The sequence below is a fragment of the Aerococcus urinae genome, from assembly GCF_001543175.1.
Lineage (GTDB): Bacteria > Bacillota > Bacilli > Lactobacillales > Aerococcaceae > Aerococcus > Aerococcus urinae.
In genome coordinates this window covers 462,650-480,397 of the sequence record NZ_CP014161.1, presented here as the reverse complement: position 1 = coordinate 480,397, position 17,748 = coordinate 462,650, and the positions used below count along the sequence as shown (strand labels likewise).

Annotated in this window: 14 protein-coding genes; 2 read left to right on the top strand and 12 right to left on the bottom strand. The window is 44.0% G+C overall.

Annotated elements, in window-relative coordinates:
• From rsmB to gmk, 5 genes are all read right to left on the bottom strand, one after another.
• Complete coding sequence (gene rsmB, locus AWM73_RS02120; RefSeq protein WP_060777875.1) at positions 1–1,395, bottom strand: 16S rRNA (cytosine(967)-C(5))-methyltransferase RsmB; 1,395 nt, start codon at positions 1,393–1,395, stop codon at positions 1–3.
• Positions 1,370–2,326 carry a methionyl-tRNA formyltransferase gene (gene fmt / locus AWM73_RS02115; protein WP_060777874.1) on the bottom strand — a complete coding sequence of 319 codons (957 nt, stop codon included), beginning with the start codon at positions 2,324–2,326 and terminating at the stop codon, positions 1,370–1,372. The genes rsmB and fmt overlap by 26 nt, the downstream gene beginning before the upstream one ends.
• A 43-nt stretch (positions 2,327–2,369) precedes the next feature.
• Positions 2,370–4,802: a primosomal protein N' gene (priA, locus tag AWM73_RS02110; RefSeq protein ID WP_060777873.1), complete on the bottom strand. Its 2,433-nt coding sequence runs from the start codon at positions 4,800–4,802 to the stop codon at positions 2,370–2,372.
• Between the two features lie 124 nt (positions 4,803–4,926).
• Positions 4,927–5,151: a DNA-directed RNA polymerase subunit omega gene (gene rpoZ / locus AWM73_RS02105; RefSeq protein ID WP_060777872.1), complete on the bottom strand. Its 225-nt coding sequence runs from the start codon at positions 5,149–5,151 to the stop codon at positions 4,927–4,929.
• A gap of 2 nt (positions 5,152–5,153) precedes the next feature.
• Positions 5,154–5,780 (bottom strand): guanylate kinase, encoded by a 627-nt coding sequence (gene gmk, locus AWM73_RS02100; protein ID WP_060777871.1) that lies wholly within the window; start codon positions 5,778–5,780, stop codon positions 5,154–5,156.
• Positions 5,781–6,127: 347 nt separating this feature from the next.
• Between gmk and AWM73_RS02095 the strand changes: the two genes are divergently transcribed.
• Positions 6,128–6,508, top strand: a complete 381-nt coding sequence (locus AWM73_RS02095) for a hypothetical protein (RefSeq protein WP_060777870.1) — start codon at positions 6,128–6,130, stop codon at positions 6,506–6,508.
• A 252-nt stretch (positions 6,509–6,760) separates the two neighbouring features.
• On the opposite strand, the gene cls is transcribed toward AWM73_RS02095, so the two are convergent.
• The 7 genes from cls to rpsO form a co-directional block, all read right to left on the bottom strand.
• Complete coding sequence (cls, locus tag AWM73_RS02090) at positions 6,761–8,221, bottom strand: cardiolipin synthase (RefSeq protein WP_060777869.1); 1,461 nt, start codon at positions 8,219–8,221, stop codon at positions 6,761–6,763.
• A 140-nt stretch (positions 8,222–8,361) separates the two neighbouring features.
• Positions 8,362–8,967 (bottom strand): energy-coupled thiamine transporter ThiT, encoded by a 606-nt coding sequence (locus tag AWM73_RS02085; RefSeq protein ID WP_060777868.1) that lies wholly within the window; start codon positions 8,965–8,967, stop codon positions 8,362–8,364.
• Between the two features lie 19 nt (positions 8,968–8,986).
• Entirely contained in the window at positions 8,987–10,807 is a 1,821-nt protein-coding gene (locus AWM73_RS02080) for a ribonuclease J (RefSeq protein WP_060777867.1), read from the bottom strand.
• A 96-nt stretch (positions 10,808–10,903) separates the two neighbouring features.
• Positions 10,904–11,947 (bottom strand): aspartate-semialdehyde dehydrogenase, encoded by a 1,044-nt coding sequence (locus AWM73_RS02075; RefSeq protein WP_060777866.1) that lies wholly within the window; start codon positions 11,945–11,947, stop codon positions 10,904–10,906.
• A gap of 247 nt (positions 11,948–12,194) precedes the next feature.
• Complete coding sequence (gene ltrA / locus AWM73_RS02070; protein ID WP_230082297.1) at positions 12,195–13,583, bottom strand: group II intron reverse transcriptase/maturase; 1,389 nt, start codon at positions 13,581–13,583, stop codon at positions 12,195–12,197.
• 472 nt (positions 13,584–14,055) lie between these two features.
• A complete protein-coding gene (gene pnp / locus AWM73_RS02065; RefSeq protein ID WP_060777865.1) occupies positions 14,056–16,176 on the bottom strand; it encodes a polyribonucleotide nucleotidyltransferase in 2,121 nt (706 codons plus the stop codon).
• Between the two features lie 174 nt (positions 16,177–16,350).
• The gene (rpsO, locus tag AWM73_RS02060) at positions 16,351–16,620 is read right to left on the bottom strand and encodes a 30S ribosomal protein S15 (RefSeq protein WP_013668480.1); all 270 of its coding nucleotides are present in this window, start codon (positions 16,618–16,620) and stop codon (positions 16,351–16,353) included.
• 224 nt (positions 16,621–16,844) lie between these two features.
• Between rpsO and AWM73_RS02055 the strand changes: the two genes are divergently transcribed.
• A complete protein-coding gene (locus AWM73_RS02055; protein WP_060777864.1) occupies positions 16,845–17,732 on the top strand; it encodes a phosphatase PAP2 family protein in 888 nt (295 codons plus the stop codon).
• The last annotated feature ends 16 nt before the right edge of the window (positions 17,733–17,748 follow it).

Below are 17,748 nucleotides of genomic sequence, written 5' to 3'. Positions count from 1 at the left end.
CTAACTTTGTTTTTCTAATAAGGCGACAAAAAAACCATCGCTATTAAAATGATGCGGTAAGATTTCCAGGCAAGCGTCATTGATCAAAGATGGCTGTAAAACTTCCTGCCACTCAGGGCCAATGGCTTTGAGAGCGAAGTCTGGGTGGGTCGCTAGAAATTTTTCGACCACTTGCCAGTTCTCTTCTGCTGTTATTGTACAGGTACTATAGACCAAGCGGCCAGCCTTTTTTAGTAGGGGACTGATATTATTTAAGATTTCTAATTGAATTTTTTGCAAATTCTTTAGATCTTGAAAATCTTTGTTCAACTTGGTATCCGGTTTACGCCGGAAGAGGCCCACACCTGAACAGGGAGCGTCAACTAAAATTCCGTCAAAGCTTTCCGTTGGAAATTTTTCACCTAGTTGGCTGGCATCCCCTTGTTGGATCCTTACCTGACTATCGACATGCATGCGTTTAACATTATCAGCAATTAAGGGTAATTTATTCTCAGCAATATCAAAGGCGAAGACCTGGCCCGTTTCACCTACATATTCAGCTAATTGGACCGTCTTGCCCCCAGGTGCCGCACAGGCATCTAGGACCCGGTCGCCAGCTTTGGGATTCAAGATATCGACGGCCAGGCTGGCAGCCTCATCTTGAATGGTAATAACTCCCTTCTCAAAGAGTTCAGATTGCGCTGGATTACCGGTTTTAACTTTTAGCTGGTGAGGAGCTATCTGACTGCTTTGGTTAGGAAAACCTTGATCGGATAAACTCTGACTAATTTTGTCCTGGTCCTGCCAATAGTCGCAACTAATTCGCACATTAACCTGGGATGGTTCTACCATGGCTTGGGCAATTTGCTGGGTGGTTTCCATACCGAAACGTTGGACAAAATAATTCACCCAATCTAAGGGCAAGCTAGTCTCTAAGGAAAGAACATAGGCCTGGTCGCCTACCTGCTGGCTAATAAAGTCCTCGATGGTCGGATAGGTCCGGAAGAGGTTACGCAGGGTCCCATTGGTAAAACGTCCCATGGTCTGGTTACCGCGCTTCTTAGCGATACGCACGGCCTCGTCGACAATAGCGTGGTCAGGAATGGCATCGAGATAATAATGCTGGTAGGCTGACAATTCGAGTAGGGCTAGCAGCCACTTCTTGGTCCGCTTATAGCGTTTCAATACCTGTTTTAAGAGTTCTTGGAGGGTCCAATGGAATTGCAGACTCCCGTAAACTAGGCGGGTATAGAGATCTCGGTCCGAGTCTCCTACCCGACTGTGGCTGAGCACCTGGTTGACTTCTTGGTTAACAAAGGCCTCGCCCTTATAGACTAGGTCTAGGGTTTCCATAGCCTGGTAGCGGGCGCTAGCTTTGAGGCCTGAGGGCTTATTGGAATGTGTCGCCGACTTCAATTTGACCCGCTCCTCCATTAATAAAACTCGTAATATCCATGGCCTTCTTCCCTGCTGGTTGGATTTCAGTAATAGCTAAGACCGTTCCGCTTCCGCAAGCCACTAGGAAACGGGCTGGTTTCTTGTCAATAGCGATCACCGTTCCTGGGACTTGATCAGTTTCATCGTCTTCAAGCACTTCACTTGCCCAGATCTTCCAGCGCTTATCATCAAAGAAGGTGTGGGCCACTGGCCAGCTATTAAAGGCCCGAACTTGGTTATGGATTTCTTGGGCAGTATTGTCCCAGTTGATCCGCTCCTCTTCCCGGGTGATATTAGGTGAAAAAGTTGCTTCCGCTTCATTTTGAGGAGTCTCAGTCACTGTCCCATCAAAGAGAGCGGGTAAGGTTTCTAGCAATACTTGACTGCCCAGTTCACTCAAGCGATCAAACATTTCAGCGACAGTAACTTGGTCATCAATAGGGATAGCGGCTTGCTTTAGGATTGCTCCAGCATCCATTTTCTTAACCATACGAATAATACTTATCCCGGTCTCCTTTTCTCCCTTCCAGATGGCGTAGTGGACAGGTGCCCCGCCCCGGTACTTGGGTAAGAGGCTGGCGTGGACATTAATGGCCCCGTACTTGGGATAGTTCAATAAACGCTCGGGTAAAAATTGTCCGTAAGCAGCAGTCACGATTAAATCGATATCCCCTTGGCTGAGTAGTTGGTCGAGGTCTTGGTCTTGACTGATTTTTTCAGGTTGGTAGACGGGAATATCAGCCGCTTGGGCGGCTTCTTTAACCGCTGAGGCTAGGAGGCGGTGTTTCCGTCCCACGGGTCGGTCAGGCTGGGTAACCACTGCGGTCACTTCATAGTCAGGGTGGTCAATTAAGGCCTGTAGACTCTTCACCGAAAATTCTGGTGTCCCCATAAATACAATTTTTTTCATAATGAATAACTTCCTCCTCAGTGCAATCCATGTCCCCGGTTTCCTATAAGAAAGATAAAGGCTCGACATCAATTGAGACATAAAGTTTCTTTTTACTCCAGTCTTGAGCCAAGTCACGGATTTCTTGGAATAGGGGCTGAATGTGTGCTTGATTGCGGTACTGGTACAAAATTTGATAATAATAACGGTTTTTAATCCGAGAAATGGCATTTTGACTCGGACCAATGACATAGTCCTTACTGCCCTGGCTGCGTTCACGCAGTAAAGTAGCCAAGGTTAAGGCCGCTTTGAGGGCATCTTTTTCATTAAAGTGTGAGATAGATAATCTGATGGTATAGAAATAAGGGGAATAATGGTTGAGTTTACGGTAGGTCATTTCCTTTTGGTAGAAGCGGTCATAGTCATGGTGCTTAGCAAGTTGGAGGGCATAGTGGTCGGGATTAAAGGTTTGAATCATGACCCGCCCTTCCAAGTCACCCCGGCCAGCCCGACCACTCACCTGGGTTAAGAGCTGAAAGGTTCGCTCTGAAGCCCGGAAATCAGGCAGGTAGAGGGAAGTATCCGCATTGATCACTCCCACTAGGGTAATATTAGGAAAATCCAATCCCTTAGCTATCATTTGCGTTCCCAATAAGATATCCGCCTCGCCACTCGCTACTTTGGCTAACAAACGCTCATGGGCGCCCTTTTTACGGGTGGTATCATTGTCCATTCTGACTAAGTTCTTACCAGGAAAGAGTTGGTAGATCTCTTCTTCAACCTTTTCCGTTCCACTACCAAAGGGACGTAAGTGTTGGCCTTGGCAGAGGGGACAGACTTGAGGGTAGGGCCGGCTATAGCCACAATAATGGCACTGCAAACTGCGATCACTATAATGATAGGTTAGGGAAACATCACAATTTTGACATTGAAAAACATAACCACAATCCCGACACATGACATAATTGGCATAACCTCGCCGGTTAAGCATGAGGGCCACTTGTTGCCCCTGGCTTAAGGTCTGGTCGATGGCTTCTTTGAGTGAGCGGGAAAATTGGTGGTAATTTTTATGCTTAAATTCTTCCCGCATATCGATCAAGTCGACTGCTGGCAAGGCCTTACCGTTAATCCGCCCAGGCAGGCTAAGCAAGTGGTAAACCCCATTTTGGGCCCGGGCCCGACTTTCTAGGGCGGGTGTTGCTGACCCTAAAAGTAAGGGACAAGAATGATAAGACGCCCGCCACTTGGCTACATCCCGGGCATGGTAACGGGGGGCTTCCTCTTGTTTATAAGTGGTCTCATGTTCCTCATCAATAATAATAATGCCAATATTATCAATCGGGGCAAAAATCGATGACCTAGCTCCCACGACTACCCGGGCATCCCCCCGGCGCATCTTCCGCCATTCATCAAAATGTTCACCAACGCTTAATTGACTGTGAAGAACCGCGACCAAGTCTCCAAAGCGCCCCTTCAGTTGGGCCACCATTTGCGGGGTCAGGGCAATTTCTGGCACCAATAAAATCGCGTTTTGCCCTTGGCCGAGGGCTTGGCGGATTAATTGCAGGTAAACTTCCGTCTTCCCACTACCCGTCACCCCTTGCAAGAGATAGGTGTCATTAACTTGGTCACTAATCGCCTGTTTGACTTCTTGGTAAACCTGACTTTGATCATCAGTTAGGGCTTTATCTTGAGTTCTTTCTTGATAACGGTCAGCATAGGGATCCCTGTCAACTTCCACTTCAAATAACTTTAACCAGCCGAAGTCTTGACCACGGCGGATGGTCTGTAGGGAGAGGTCATAATTCTCCCGCAACCATTTGACGCTCACCCGCCGCCCTTCAAGTTCCATGAGTACTTCACAGAGTAGGATCTGCTTTTTAGCAGTTTTTCTTAACTGGTCACGTTCTCTGTCTAATTGGTCTGCATCCATCAGGGGTTGGATCCATTTTTCAGTTTTATAATGTTTGCGGTCAGCAACCCGGTAGTCAACACTAACCTCGCCTGCCTCTTTTAAAGCTAGCAAGTCTTTTAACTGGTCGGCTTCCTCAGCTGTCTCCCAAGCCACTTCTTCCTGGTCTCTAAAGTAGCTTTGCCGGTGTTGGTAAGTCAATGTCTCACTAGGAACGAAATACTTATGATAGTCCACCTTTAACAAGCGGGGCAGCATGGTTTGGTAACAAGTCACCACATAAGAAAACAAATGCTCGGCCATATCTCGACCCAGATTCAACATTTCCGGAGTTAAAACCGCTTGGTCATCAAGCAGGCTAGTGATTTCCTTAAGTTCACCTTCAAATTCACTGCTAGTAGTTAATTCCACCACATAGGCCAGTACCTGGCGAACACCAAAAGGAACTTGGACGCGCATCCCCACCTGAATCAAGTCCTGATAGCGGTCGGGAATATAATAATCATAGGGATGGTCAGTCTGCATAGTGGGAACATCAACAATGACCCGGGCAAAACGGGGGACTATTGCCTTTTCTGTGACCATATCCATTCTCCTTTCCGCTATTTCTCTATCTATTGTACTAAAACTTAAATCAGCTTCCAACTATCTCTAGTTTTCTTAAGCACGAAAAAAAGACCGGCTAACCGATCTTTGTTCGTGCTTATTATTAGTTAAGGCTTTCGTCCTTAGCTAAAGAATCTGGATCAATACCTAAGTCACCAGAATTAATCTCTTCTAAGGCTTGACCAACATACTTAGGAGAACGATAGTCTGTTAACATCGGATTTTGGTTTTCTTGAAGTTCGTGGGCCCGTTTAGCGGCAATGGTACACAGAGAATATTTAGAATTTACTTGCTTTAACAAAGAATCAATCGATGGATAAATAATCATAATTAATCTCCCTCTCCTAGATAATTCTCAACAATATCGTCAATAAAACGGTCAACTTTCAAATGTTCCGCCTTAATGATGGTTTGGATCCGTTTTACCGCTAGATCCACATCATCATTTTCCACCACATAGTCATATTGGGTCATTAATTGTAACTCGGTACGCGCCTTGTCCATCCGTTCCGCAATCACTTCTGGACTGTCCGTTCCCCGGTTAACAATGCGTGACTCCAATTCTCTCAAGTTTGGTGGCGCCAGAAAAATGAAAACCCCATCTGGCATCCGTCGTTTGACCTGCAAGGCACCCTGTACTTCAATTTCTAAGAAGACATCCTTTCCTGCATTAGTCATTTTATCAATGTAATCCAGGGGTGTCCCGTAAAAATTGCCTACATATTCCGCATATTCTAACAACTTTTCATCTTCAATCATTTTCTCGAATTCTTCTCGCGATACGAAAAAATAATCCTTTCCGTCTACTTCCCCTTCACGTGCTTGACGTGTAGTTGCTGAAACGGAATAGAAAAATTGATTTTTTTCTTGATCAGTCTCAAATAATGCTTTACGGACCGTCCCTTTACCTACCCCAGAGGGTCCTGAAAGCACAACCAATAATCCTTTCGATTTCATAGAACACCTTTCATCCTTTAAAAGTTTATAAAGTGTATCATACCACAAATTAAAAGACTTGTCGTAAATTATTTAAATAAAGTAAATAATTAAAAATCCTTATTCTTTTCATGACTAAGTGTCGCATGGAATAAATAGGCAGCCACACGATCTTTATTAGAGTTAAGTTCATTTTAGCATAGATTTATCCCTTTGAAGTGATTTTACTTCACTTAAAAGCTTTCTCACCTATAAAAAACATCTGTTCGAATTTTACTTGACACCAGAACGAACGTTCGCTATACTATAAATCAGTTAGAACAAACGTTCTAAAATTGTTTATTTTTATTATTTAAGGAGGGTCTAAGATGCAAAATCCAAGTCAATCGTTCTCATGGAATAACTTAATTCACAACATTATCCCCTTAAGTGCACAGACAAACGTCGCTAGACCGTTACAGTCCATTAATAAAACCCCCGCTGAAAAGCTTACAGACCTAGCGCCTAGTTTGGAAAATGACGCCCTATCCAGTCAGATCAAGGATTACCAAAAACAACAGCTTCCCGTCTACATTACCGTTAGACGCAATATGGGTAATATGTATACCAAGGACACCCTCTTTGGCTATTTTCAAAAATATTCTTCCCATCCCCAAAGTCAAATGGTTATCTTTGAAGATATCGATAGCGAGGTTAACTTTATGATTCCTAAGCAAGAAATCCTTGCCATCTGGGAACCCAATGCCTAGAATGAGCACTTATTTATAACGATTCAATCACTTTACTAAATAAAAACTTCTACCATCACCAAAATAACTTCTCAATCATCGTTTAACTAAGAAAAAGCCAGTTTACTCACTTTCTTGATGTCCTTCCTAAGCGAAGCACTAAGAAATCCCCCAGAGAGTAAACTGGTTTTTATTTTTCAATGAAACTTAATAAGCATTCGGTCAGCTTTTTAACGACTATCTTTCAAAAGCAGAACGAATGCTCATAAGTTTTTATAAAATCGGTGCTAAGAGACGAGAGCCCTTTTGTTTGAACTTCTTCCAACTGGATTGATTGTCGAAGTATTCTTGGGTCAGGACCGTCGAATCCTTTAAGTCGCGTTCATATTGGGCAATCAATTCAGCCACCACCGCCTTATCGTAGATAAAGGCGTTCACTTCAAAATTCAAGCGGAAAGAGCGAATATCGAAGTTGGCTGTCCCCACACTGGCAATCCGGTCATCCACAATCATCATCTTGGAATGCAAGAAACCCTTGTCATAACGATGGACATGGACGCCAGAGGCTAAGACTTCCTTACTATAATACTCAGTGGCCCGATAAACAAAGGGGTGGTCCGGCTTACATGGGATCATGATATGGACTTCAATCCCAGACAAAGCAGCAAGTTCCAGGGCCTCCAAAATCGGTGAATCCGGAATAAAGTAAGGCGTGTGCAAATAAATCCGTGACCTGGCCATGGTGATCATCTTCAAATAACCCATCTTAATTTGGTCAGTTTCATCTTCAGGTCCCGAGGAAACAATTTGCATAGGCACTTTATCCGCAACCGGGAATAAGGGGAAATAGTCATGAGCCAATTCAGGTTCAGCCAGTAAGAGACTGGTATCTTCGTCCGTTGACGCATACCAGTCAACCACAAAGCGACTTTGCAGGGCTTGAACCGCCTCACCAACTACCCTTAAATGGGTATCGCGCCAGTAACCCAAGGACCCCTTACCGATATATTCCTTAGCAATATTAAAGCCGCCGATATAGCCAACCCGCCCGTCAATAACAACAATTTTGCGGTGGTTACGGAAGTTCAAGCGGAAATTTTGAATCCAGGTCGAGTAACCAAAGAAGGCCGAAGCCACTCCTCCTGCTGCTCGCAACGCTTCTAAATCCTTATCCTTTAACTTACGACTTCCTAGGGCATCATAGAGGAGCCTGACTTCAACCCCCTCTTGGGCTTTTTTAGTCAGGGCGTCTAAGACCCGGTTACCGACCTCATCAGGAGTAAGGATATAGTATTGGATATGAATATGATGCTTGGCCGCCGCGATATCCCTTAAGAGGGCTTCAATTTTTTCCTTGCCCTCATCAAAAATTTCAACCTCATTATTAGCCGTTAAGATGGAAAAATTAGAGCGATAAAGCAGGATAATTAATTCTTGCAGTTCAGGATCATAGTCAGAGATGAAACGCTGTTTACCCGAGTCATCAATGTTTTTGTTGACCAGGGTGGTCATCCCCATGGCTTCCTTCTCATTCAATTGGAAGATCTGCTTATCAGAAATTTTACGCCCCAAGAAAAAGTAAATCACAAAGCCTAGCCCTGGCAGTAAGATTAGGACAAGTAACCAAGCCCAAATCGTCGCTACTGGCCGCTCTTGGCGAAAAACCGTGTAAATCGCCGATACCGTATTAATTAAAATAATGGCAATAATTAAAATATTTACCCAATTGGTCATAAATCCTAACCTCTCTCTCAAACTAAATAAGATTATAGCAAATTTCACAATAAATAAAAATAAAAACTAAAAGGTATGCCTTCCCCTAATAAGCAAAAGAGCTGGAGCCAGTGCTCCAGCTTGCTTGGGCTGTCTTTGCTTTAATCATCATTCAGTAAGCGAGAACGCTCACGCCTTGATATATAAGGCGTATTTTTAGGGATAAAGTTCTTAGCCGAAACATTCATAATCACAATCAAGATAATCAGGCTAAGGGCAATATTCACCAAGGCTGACAGGGCATTTTGTTGGAAGTTAACCTGTGTCGTTAGGCTAAGATCACTGACTAAATATTCATAAGTCAGGAAACGCACTAAGAAATAGGCTAGCCATGCCAGGATAGTGCCGGTTACCAAATTAAGATAGGCTGAGCCCATCCGACGATTATGCAAGGTCCGTTGTAAATTACGAGCAAAGAGACCCGCAATGCCTAAACAACCACTAGCGATAATCATACCAATAATTTGACCGATATGGTCAGCCGGGTTATCCAGTCCAATGCAGGAAACGGCTCCTAACAAGAGGCCAGCGAAACTTCCGGCAAAATTTCCGCGCCTGAAAGCATAGTAAATCAGCAAGGTATAGCCAATTCTTAAAGCAATTCCCCACTCGGAAATAACCGCTGGGAAAATTAACTGAATAAGAAAAGCTAAGGCTAGGTAAAGTAAGCCTTCAACGATAATCACTAAACGTTGGGAAGATTTCATAACTTAGTCCTTTCTAATGCTAGGATTTCGCATCTTGTTTCTGCTTGTGATTTTTATTGCGCTTGTTTTTTGGATTCGGTTTATTATTTTTCTTGGAGTTATTCTTTTGCTTGGAATTGTTCTTTTGATTGGAAGTATTCTTTTGGTTCTCTTTCTTGAAATTACGCTTACCACGACGGTGAGAAGATTCCATGATCACCGGTAAAACCATGGGACGGCGGTTAGTTTCCTTATAGAGGTATTTAGCCACCACTTCACGAATTTTACCCTTTAAGTCGGCCCAGTCAAAGTTTTTGGGATCTGCTAGAGCCTTCTCAACCTCTTCACGCACCAGTTCCTTGCTGGCGTTAAGGAGGTCGGTACTTTCCTTCATAAAGACAAAGCCCCGCGAAATAATTTCAGGTTGGGAAAGAATCTTGCCTTGGCTTCTCGAAATGGTCAAGACAATCACAAAAATCCCATCTTCTGAGAGGATACGACGGTCACGTAAGACAATATTACCAATATCGCCAACCCCACTCCCATCAACCAAGACATTCTCAGACGGAACTGAGTTGGCTAGGCGGAGTTTGCCCTTCTCGTATTTAAGGACGTCACCCTTTTCAAGTAGGAAGATATGGTCATCATCATAGCCCAGGCTTTGAGCAATTTTGCCGTGAGCATGTAAGAGACGGTATTCTCCCGACACCGGCACCACATAGTCTGGGTTGAAAAGGCCAATCAAGACTTCCAAATCCTTGGGTGAAGCGTGACCACTGGATTTATAAGCCGATAAGACTTGGAGGGCATGGCCACCAGCCCGGTAGATCTCATCTTCAGTATCAGCCATGACGGTTTCTAAGCCCACCGATGGACTGGAAGTAATCAAGACTAAGTCGCCCTTTTGAATTTTAATATTCTTGTGCGAGCCCTTAGACATGGCTTGTAAATTGGTTAGGATTTCCCCGTATTCGCCCGTCTCCAAGATAATAATTTCGTCATCAGCAAAGTTCTTTAAATTGTCGTTGGGTTGAATCAGGTTCTTGGAAGGGATGGTGAGCTTGTTCAAGCGAATGGCCACATCGATAATTTCTTCAATTTGATCACCTGATAAGAAGACATGGCGGTTAGTTGCCCGCGCCACATTTAAGACTTGTTGGATCCGTAATATATTACTATCCACCGTGGCTAAAACGACCCGTCCGCTAGCCTTGTCCACTTCCTTTAAAATGGCCTGTTCCAGTTTTTCTTCCGAGGTATTCTCAAAATAGGAATCCGCATGTTGGGAATCACTCAAGAGGGCAATGACGCCAGATGAGGCAATTTCGCCAATGCGGTTAAAGCTGGTCTTATAACCATCACCAACCGTCAAATCAAATTTGAAGTCCCCGGTATAGACGATGCTGCCTTCTTCAGTTTGGACTGCAATCCCTAGGGACTCAGGAACCGTGTGGGTCGTGCTGAAGAACTTAACCACAGCATCGTCAAAATCGATCTCGTTGGAATCATCGATCACGTAGAAGTCTTTGAAGTTCTTCACCCCACGCTTCTTACAATTAATCTTAGCTAGTTCAATGGTCAATTCCGTCCCAAAGACGGGAACATTGACCTCTTTTAAGAGATAAGGCAAGGCCCCAATCGCATCGGCATGGCCGTGGCTTAGGAAGACCCCAGCCACCTTATCTTTATGTTCGATGACATAGGTAAAATCAGGGATCATGATATCGACCCCTAACATTTCATCAGGTGGGAAGATTAGGCCACAGTCCAAGATAAAGATCTTATCATTGACTTCGACCAGGTACATGTTCTTACCATCTTCACGAACACCACCCAATGGAATAATACTTATTCCACTCATTACAACTCCTCTTTCTTCTTACAAAAATTCTTTATAAAGGAAAGAAGCATCTTTATAACCTATTGATAAAGATGCTCACTTCATCTTTTATAGCTTTTAGATCAAATCCCGAGCAATTAAAGTTTCGGCAATCTCGATGGAATTATAGGCCGCACCCTTCCATAAATTATCGGAAACAATCCATAAATGGAAGCCATTCTTCACATCCAGGTCTTGGCGAATCCGTCCAACGAAGGTTTCAGGACGGTTGACTGCATTAACGGGTTGCGGATAGACTTGTTGCTTCACGTCATCTTCCACAATCACATTGTCTGCTTGGTTTAAAACAGCCATCAAGTCCTCAATGGTCACATCATCACGGTCAATTTCGATATAAACGGATTCAGCGTGACCTTTAACGACTGGTACTCGGACACAGGTTGCGGAAACGGGTAAATCCGGACGACCTAAGATTTTCTTAGTTTCATTGGTCATCTTCATTTCTTCAAAAGTGTAGTGGTTGTCTTGGAACTTATCAATTTGTGCCAGGACATTGAAGGCCATCTGATAATGTTTTTTATCGCCAGCCACCGGTAAAATTTTAGGCTCATCAATCGCATCACCAGATAAGATATCACGGAATTGATTTTCCATTTCTAAGACAGCCCGAGTCCCTGCGCCAGAAACCGCTTGATAGGTCGAAACAATAACCCGTTTTAAGCCGAAAGCCTTTTCGATTGGTCTTAAGGCCATCACCATTTGAATGGTTGAACAGTTCGGGTTAGCGATGAGACCGTGGTGGTTATCCATGGCTTCTTGGTTAACCTCTGGAACAATCAAAGGAGTGTCTTCGTCCATACGGTAGGCGCTGGTGTTATCCACCACAACTGCTCCAGCTTCAACGGCCTTAGGCGCAAATTCCTTAGACCGATCGCCACCAGCTGAGAAAAAGGCAATATCGATACCTTCAAAAGAATCAGCAGTTAATTCTTCTACAGTATATTTTTCATCGCCCACGCTTAATTCTTTTCCAGCAGAACGGCTAGAAGCCAGTAAACGCACCTTGTCATAAGGAATCTTGGATTGCGCTAATAAATAACGGAGTTGTTCGCCCACAGCTCCAGTCGCACCAACAATAGCGATATTATATTTCTTTGTCATGTTTACACTCCCTCTATTTTCATGTTTGATCAAGCTTATAACTCATTTTACCAAATTATCAAGGCTTTCACAAATTAACTTCATTGTAAAGTATCAATAGGCAAAAAAGAGTACGGCAAGCGCGTCAAAGAGTAAGCGTCCGCCTGAAGTAGGTTTTGATTAGCCTTGCTAATCGAGTAGGACTCTGTCCGTTAGTCGGACAGAGGACCTCTCACACCACCGTACGTACGGTTCCGTATACGGCGGTTCAATATCTTAAATAGGCAGACTTCGCCAGGAGGGTTAATGATTTTAATCCCCACTGACGGAGTCTTTTTGTTGTCAGAGCGTAGTGCACCTCCGGTGTCTTGGATAGGCGCCAATATTTCTTGCGTGAGAAAGCAATACGCTTCGCGCTATCACTATCCAATCCCAACCGCATGAGGCGTATAATCTTCGTTCGACAGTTTTTCCATCGCTTCAAAATGAGTTGCCTTAGGCGATGGTTTAACCATTGTTCTATATCTTCAATATAGGTTTTAATATAACCTAATCCAAAATAGTTGATCCAGCCTTGTGTGACTTGGTTGATCTCTTTTACAATGGTTTTAAAGGGACCTGGTCGCTTTCGACTTGTCAGACGTTTTAACTTTGCTTTGAATTTCTTCTTCGCTTCATTCGTCGGACGAAAACGACAACCCTTTCGGGTAGGCATGATAAGGCAACCCAAGAATTTTAAACGGGTTGGCGAACCCACTTGACTTTTCTCATGGTTAACGGTTAATCGAAGATCTTTTTCAATGTAAGTAGTAATACTTTTTAGCACACGTTCTCCTGCTCGCTTAGATTTGACGAAAATCGCAAAGTCATCTGCGTAACGCACAAAACGATGTCCACGACGTTCTAATTCTCTATCCAATTCATTTAAATAAACATTACATAGAAGCGGTGAAATGACACCCCCTTGAGGGGTGCCCGTATGACTGTTAATCAATTGACCCATCAGATCAATAACACCTGCACTCATAAAACGTCTAAGAATACGTGATATCGCTGGATCTTTTACCATTTGTTCCAAGTAATGAATCATTTTATCTTGATTAAAATTATCAAAACAATTCTTCAGATCACAATCAACCACAACTTTATAGCCTGTTTCGTAATAGTCGACACATTGTTTCAGTGCACTATGTGCACTCTTGCCTTTACGAAAACCATGACTATAAGGTGATAGTTGAGGATCTATGATTGGTTCAATCACTTGTCGAATGGCTTGTTGAACAATGCGATCCCTGACAACAGGAATACCTAATCGACGAACTCCTCCATTGGCCTTAGGGATTTCTACCCGCTTGACCGGTTGAGGTTTATATGTTGCATTCATCAGTTTCTGTTGTAAGGGTCTAAGATACTTTCTTACTTCGGCTTCCGCATCTTTTGCGGAAACACCATCAATACCAGCTGCTCCTTTGTTCTTTCGAACCGATTGAGCCGCACGCATGAGGTTTTCTTCTCTGACAACGAGACTCATTAGAGACCCATCATGTCTTTTCATATATTCAATAGCTCTACTACTAAGCACACCTGCATACTTTTCAGGTTCCACCTTATTTCTCTGTAGGCTGCGTTGCTTTCGCAACTTTTCTGCTTTTCCCATAATTGAGCTACCTCCCATCTAAATAAACATGGATATTGTTCAGTCCTTCGTTTCCTCTGGAAACTACTATGACTTCGGCTGACTTCTTACAGTAAACCTTTTTCGACCGGCTTCTTATAAGGGGACTCCTGCGCCGTCTGTGAGATCTCCCTGGGTAAGAACGACAACTTTCTACTCATGTCACTGCTTCATCTACTGTCTCAGATTCGTGCAGTATTGGACTTCACTTTGTTAGGCAAGCTCATCCATCTTTTGACAGCCTTTCTTTATGAAGTTTCTGTACGTCAGTGCAAGTATTTGCCTCCAACTTCCTTCAGATTCCACCTCACGGTGGACACCCTTGTCTTTGGCTAACAGTTCCTACTGCAAAGGCCTGTAGTGGACTTTCACCACCGAGTTGTCGCCCATGCCAGGCGCACCTTAAAAAGGCTGGAACTTTTGTCCCAGCCTTCTCAATATAAAAAATTTAAACTTATTCAGCGTCTTTATCGGTCAAAGCTTTCATGGAGAGGTTGATCCGTCCGCGGTTATCCACTTCAATAACTTTGACTTTGACTTGGTCACCAATTTGGACCACATCTTCCACCTTATTGGTGCGTTTATGTTGGAGTTCTGAAATGTGAACCATCCCGTTTTGTTTAGGGGTTAATTGGACGAAGGCGCCAAATTTTTCAATCCGAGTAACGGTCCCAGTGAAGACTTGGCCGACTTCAATTTCCAAGGTGAGTTCTTCAATGATTTCAATCGCCTTATCAATCATAGCCTCATCACTCGAAGAAATACTTACTTGGCCATCGTCATCGATATCAATCTTGACTCCGGTAGCTTCGATAATCTTATCGATGGTTTCGCCACCCTTACCGATCACTTCACCGATCTTTTCAGGTTTAATTTGAATCATCTTAATCTTCGGTGCATAAGGGCTGAGATGGTCACGTGGCGCATCCAAGGTGCCTTGGAGGTGGTCCAATAGTTGCATCCGGGCAACTTTAGCTTGGGCTAGGGATTCACGGAGGATATCTTCAGTGATTCCTTTGATTTTAATATCCATTTGCAGGGCGGTAATCCCTTGTCTGGTTCCGGCTACCTTAAAGTCCATATCACCTAAGTGGTCTTCGAGGCCTTGGATATCGGTCAGAATAGTATATTTGTCGTTATCTTCTGGGTCCATAATCAAGCCCATGGCAATCCCCGCTACGGGTGCTTTGATCGGTACACCAGCATCCATCAAGGCCAGCGTCCCCGCACAGATAGAAGCTTGGGAAGAAGAGCCATTAGATTCTAAGACTTCAGCGACTAAACGAATGGTATAAGGGAATTCCTCTTGAGAAGGAATCACGCGTTGTAAGGCCCGGTGACCTAATTCCCCGTGACCAATTTCCCGACGACCTGGTGAACCGTAACGTCCAGTGGATCCCACTGAATATTGGGGGAAGTTGTAGTGGTGGATGAAGTGCCGTTCGGTTTCAGGACTAATCCCATCCAAGGGTTGGTATTCAGATAGGGGGGCTAGGGTACATGCGGAGAGGACTTGGGTTTGTCCCCGGGTAAATAAACCGGACCCATGAACCCGTGGCAAGAGCCCTACTTCGGAAGAGAGAGGACGAATTTCGTCAATTTTACGCCCATCCGGACGGACCTTATCTTCGGTAATCAGACGGCGAACTTCATCATACTCTAACTTATCAGCTAGAGCCACAATTTGATTATGTTTAGCGACAAAGTCTTCGTCATCTAAGAATTGGCTATCGTAAAACTCAATCATTTCGTCCTTAACCGCTTGAACGCCCTCTTCACGTTCTAACTTGTCAAAGATTTGGATAGCATCAACCATTTTTTGATGGTAGCGAGTATAGACTTCCGCTTCAGTTTCTGGTGCAAAAGCTTCCGCCTCAAAAGGCATTTTTTCTTGGCCAACTGCTTGGCGGATTTCTTCTTGGAAGTAGCAAAGTTCCTTAATGTTGGCATGACCAAACATCAAGGCTTCTAACATTTCTTCTTCACTTAATTCTTGGGCAGAGGATTCCACCATATTAATAGCAGTTTGAGTCCCAGCAACGGTCAGTTCCAAGTCAGATTGGGCTTGTTGGTCCAGGGTTGGATTAATGACTAAGTTGCCATTTACACGGCCCACATTCACTCCAGCAATGGGACCATCGAAGGGAATATCCGAAATGGTCAAGGCCACTGACGACCCTAACATAGCTGCCATTTCAGGGCTACAGTCATTATCCACCGACATGACGGTGTTAATGACTTGGACTTCATTTTTGAAGCCTTCGGGGAACATGGGACGGATGGGACGGTCAATCAAACGCGCAGTTAGGGTGGCGTGTTCGGTTGGCCGGCCTTCTCTTTTAATGAAGCCACCAGGGATTTTCCCCGCAGCATATTGTTTTTCTTCATAATTCACTGTAAGAGGGAAGAAATCTTGCCCTTCTTTGGCTTCCTTAGCCCCAACAACAGCGGTTAAGACGACAGTATCTCCGTAGCGGACCAGGGCCGCAGCATTAGCCTGTTTAGCCAGTTGACCGACTTCGATTTGGAGCGGACGGCCCGCCCAATTCATTTTAAATACTTGTTTTTCAGACATATTTACTCCTTTTCTACCCCAACCACCTACTAAGCAAGGTTATATGTTTTTTCTAAAGCACATAACTTTGATTAGTAAGAGGTCAATATAGGGGCTTTATCTAGATTTTACTTTAAAAAAAGCGAGACTCCAAAGAATCTCGCTTTTTGTGGGCTTGGAACCCTTTCGCTTCAATTAACGACGTAAACCTAAACTCTTAATCAAGTTACGGTAACGAGTAACGTCTTTGTTACGTAAGTAAGCTAGTAAGTTACGACGGTGACCGATTTTCTTCATTAAACCACGGTAGGAATGGTGGTCCTTCTTATGAGTTTTAGCGTGTTCGTTAAGGTTGTTGATATCTGCAGTTAATAAAGCAATTTGTACTTCAGCAGAACCAGTATCCCCTTCATGTGTTGCGTATTTTTCGATAATAGCGTCTTTTTCTTCTTTAGTTAATGCCATTATATTCACCTTTCTTTCTCTTGTATTCTTCCATAGTCTGAGTAAGCCGTTGGTGATTCGGCTGACCAAGAAAATGGTTGTGCTATAGCACAGCAGTCATTATACGAGAAATCGGTTAAACTTGCAAGAAATATCCCTAATTTTACTCGACATTCCCATCAATTTTTGGCCTTTTTCCAGTTTTTCACTTAAAATAAAGATAATTATAATAAAGGAGAAGTCTTATGAAACATTTAGATCGAACATTCTTCCCCCATTTACTCGGCTCGCTACTTGCTTTGATCCCCTTCGCCTTAATTTGTTTAACGGCAGCTATCCATCCTGCCTTTATCCAAGGGGCTGATCAGGCGATTGGCGGAGCACTGTTTGCTTGGGGACCCCAGTGGTGGCAGACCTTTGTCACTTACTTCACTGAAATGGGGACCACGGTGTATATTATTATTGCCGCTCTCATTATTAGTGCCATTCTCTATTACTTCAGGTACCCTTTCCTAGGGATTTGGTTTTCTAGCCAACTGATTCTTGGCGTCCTGCTCGGTAACCAAAGTATTAAATATATTGTTAAACGCCCTCGGCCTAGCTTTATCCAACCCCTCATCGAACAAGGCGGTTATTCCTTCCCTAGCGCCCATTCCATGGGGAGCGTCTTAATGTATGGCGGTTTGTGCTTAATTGCTTTTTACTTTGTCCGTTCTTATAAGAAGCGCCAAATTTTAGGAATTGCTACAGGGATCCTCTGTCTGGCCATTGCCCTCAGTCGGGTCTATCTGGGTGTTCATTATTTTTCCGACATCGTGGCCGGCTTATCCTTAGGGGTAGCCTGGTTAAGCTTATCCAGCACTCTCTTACCTGCTTTTCCGAGGGCCATTAAAGACGAGCCAGCTGACCCTGATGCTAGTCAAGCGACAGCCACAGAAGATGACCAAGCAAGGGCTAAACAAACCAAAGAAAAAAGCGGCCCCCAGCTCCACGTGATTCAAAGTAAGAGTGAGGATCCAGACACACAGGACCGCTTCATCACTAGCTTAGACACTGCTGAAGGCAAGGACTTAGCTGACGATTTAGAGAAATTGGAAGCAGAGCCTGACCCTAGTGATGACAATAAGGGCTAGTCAAAAACAAAAGATA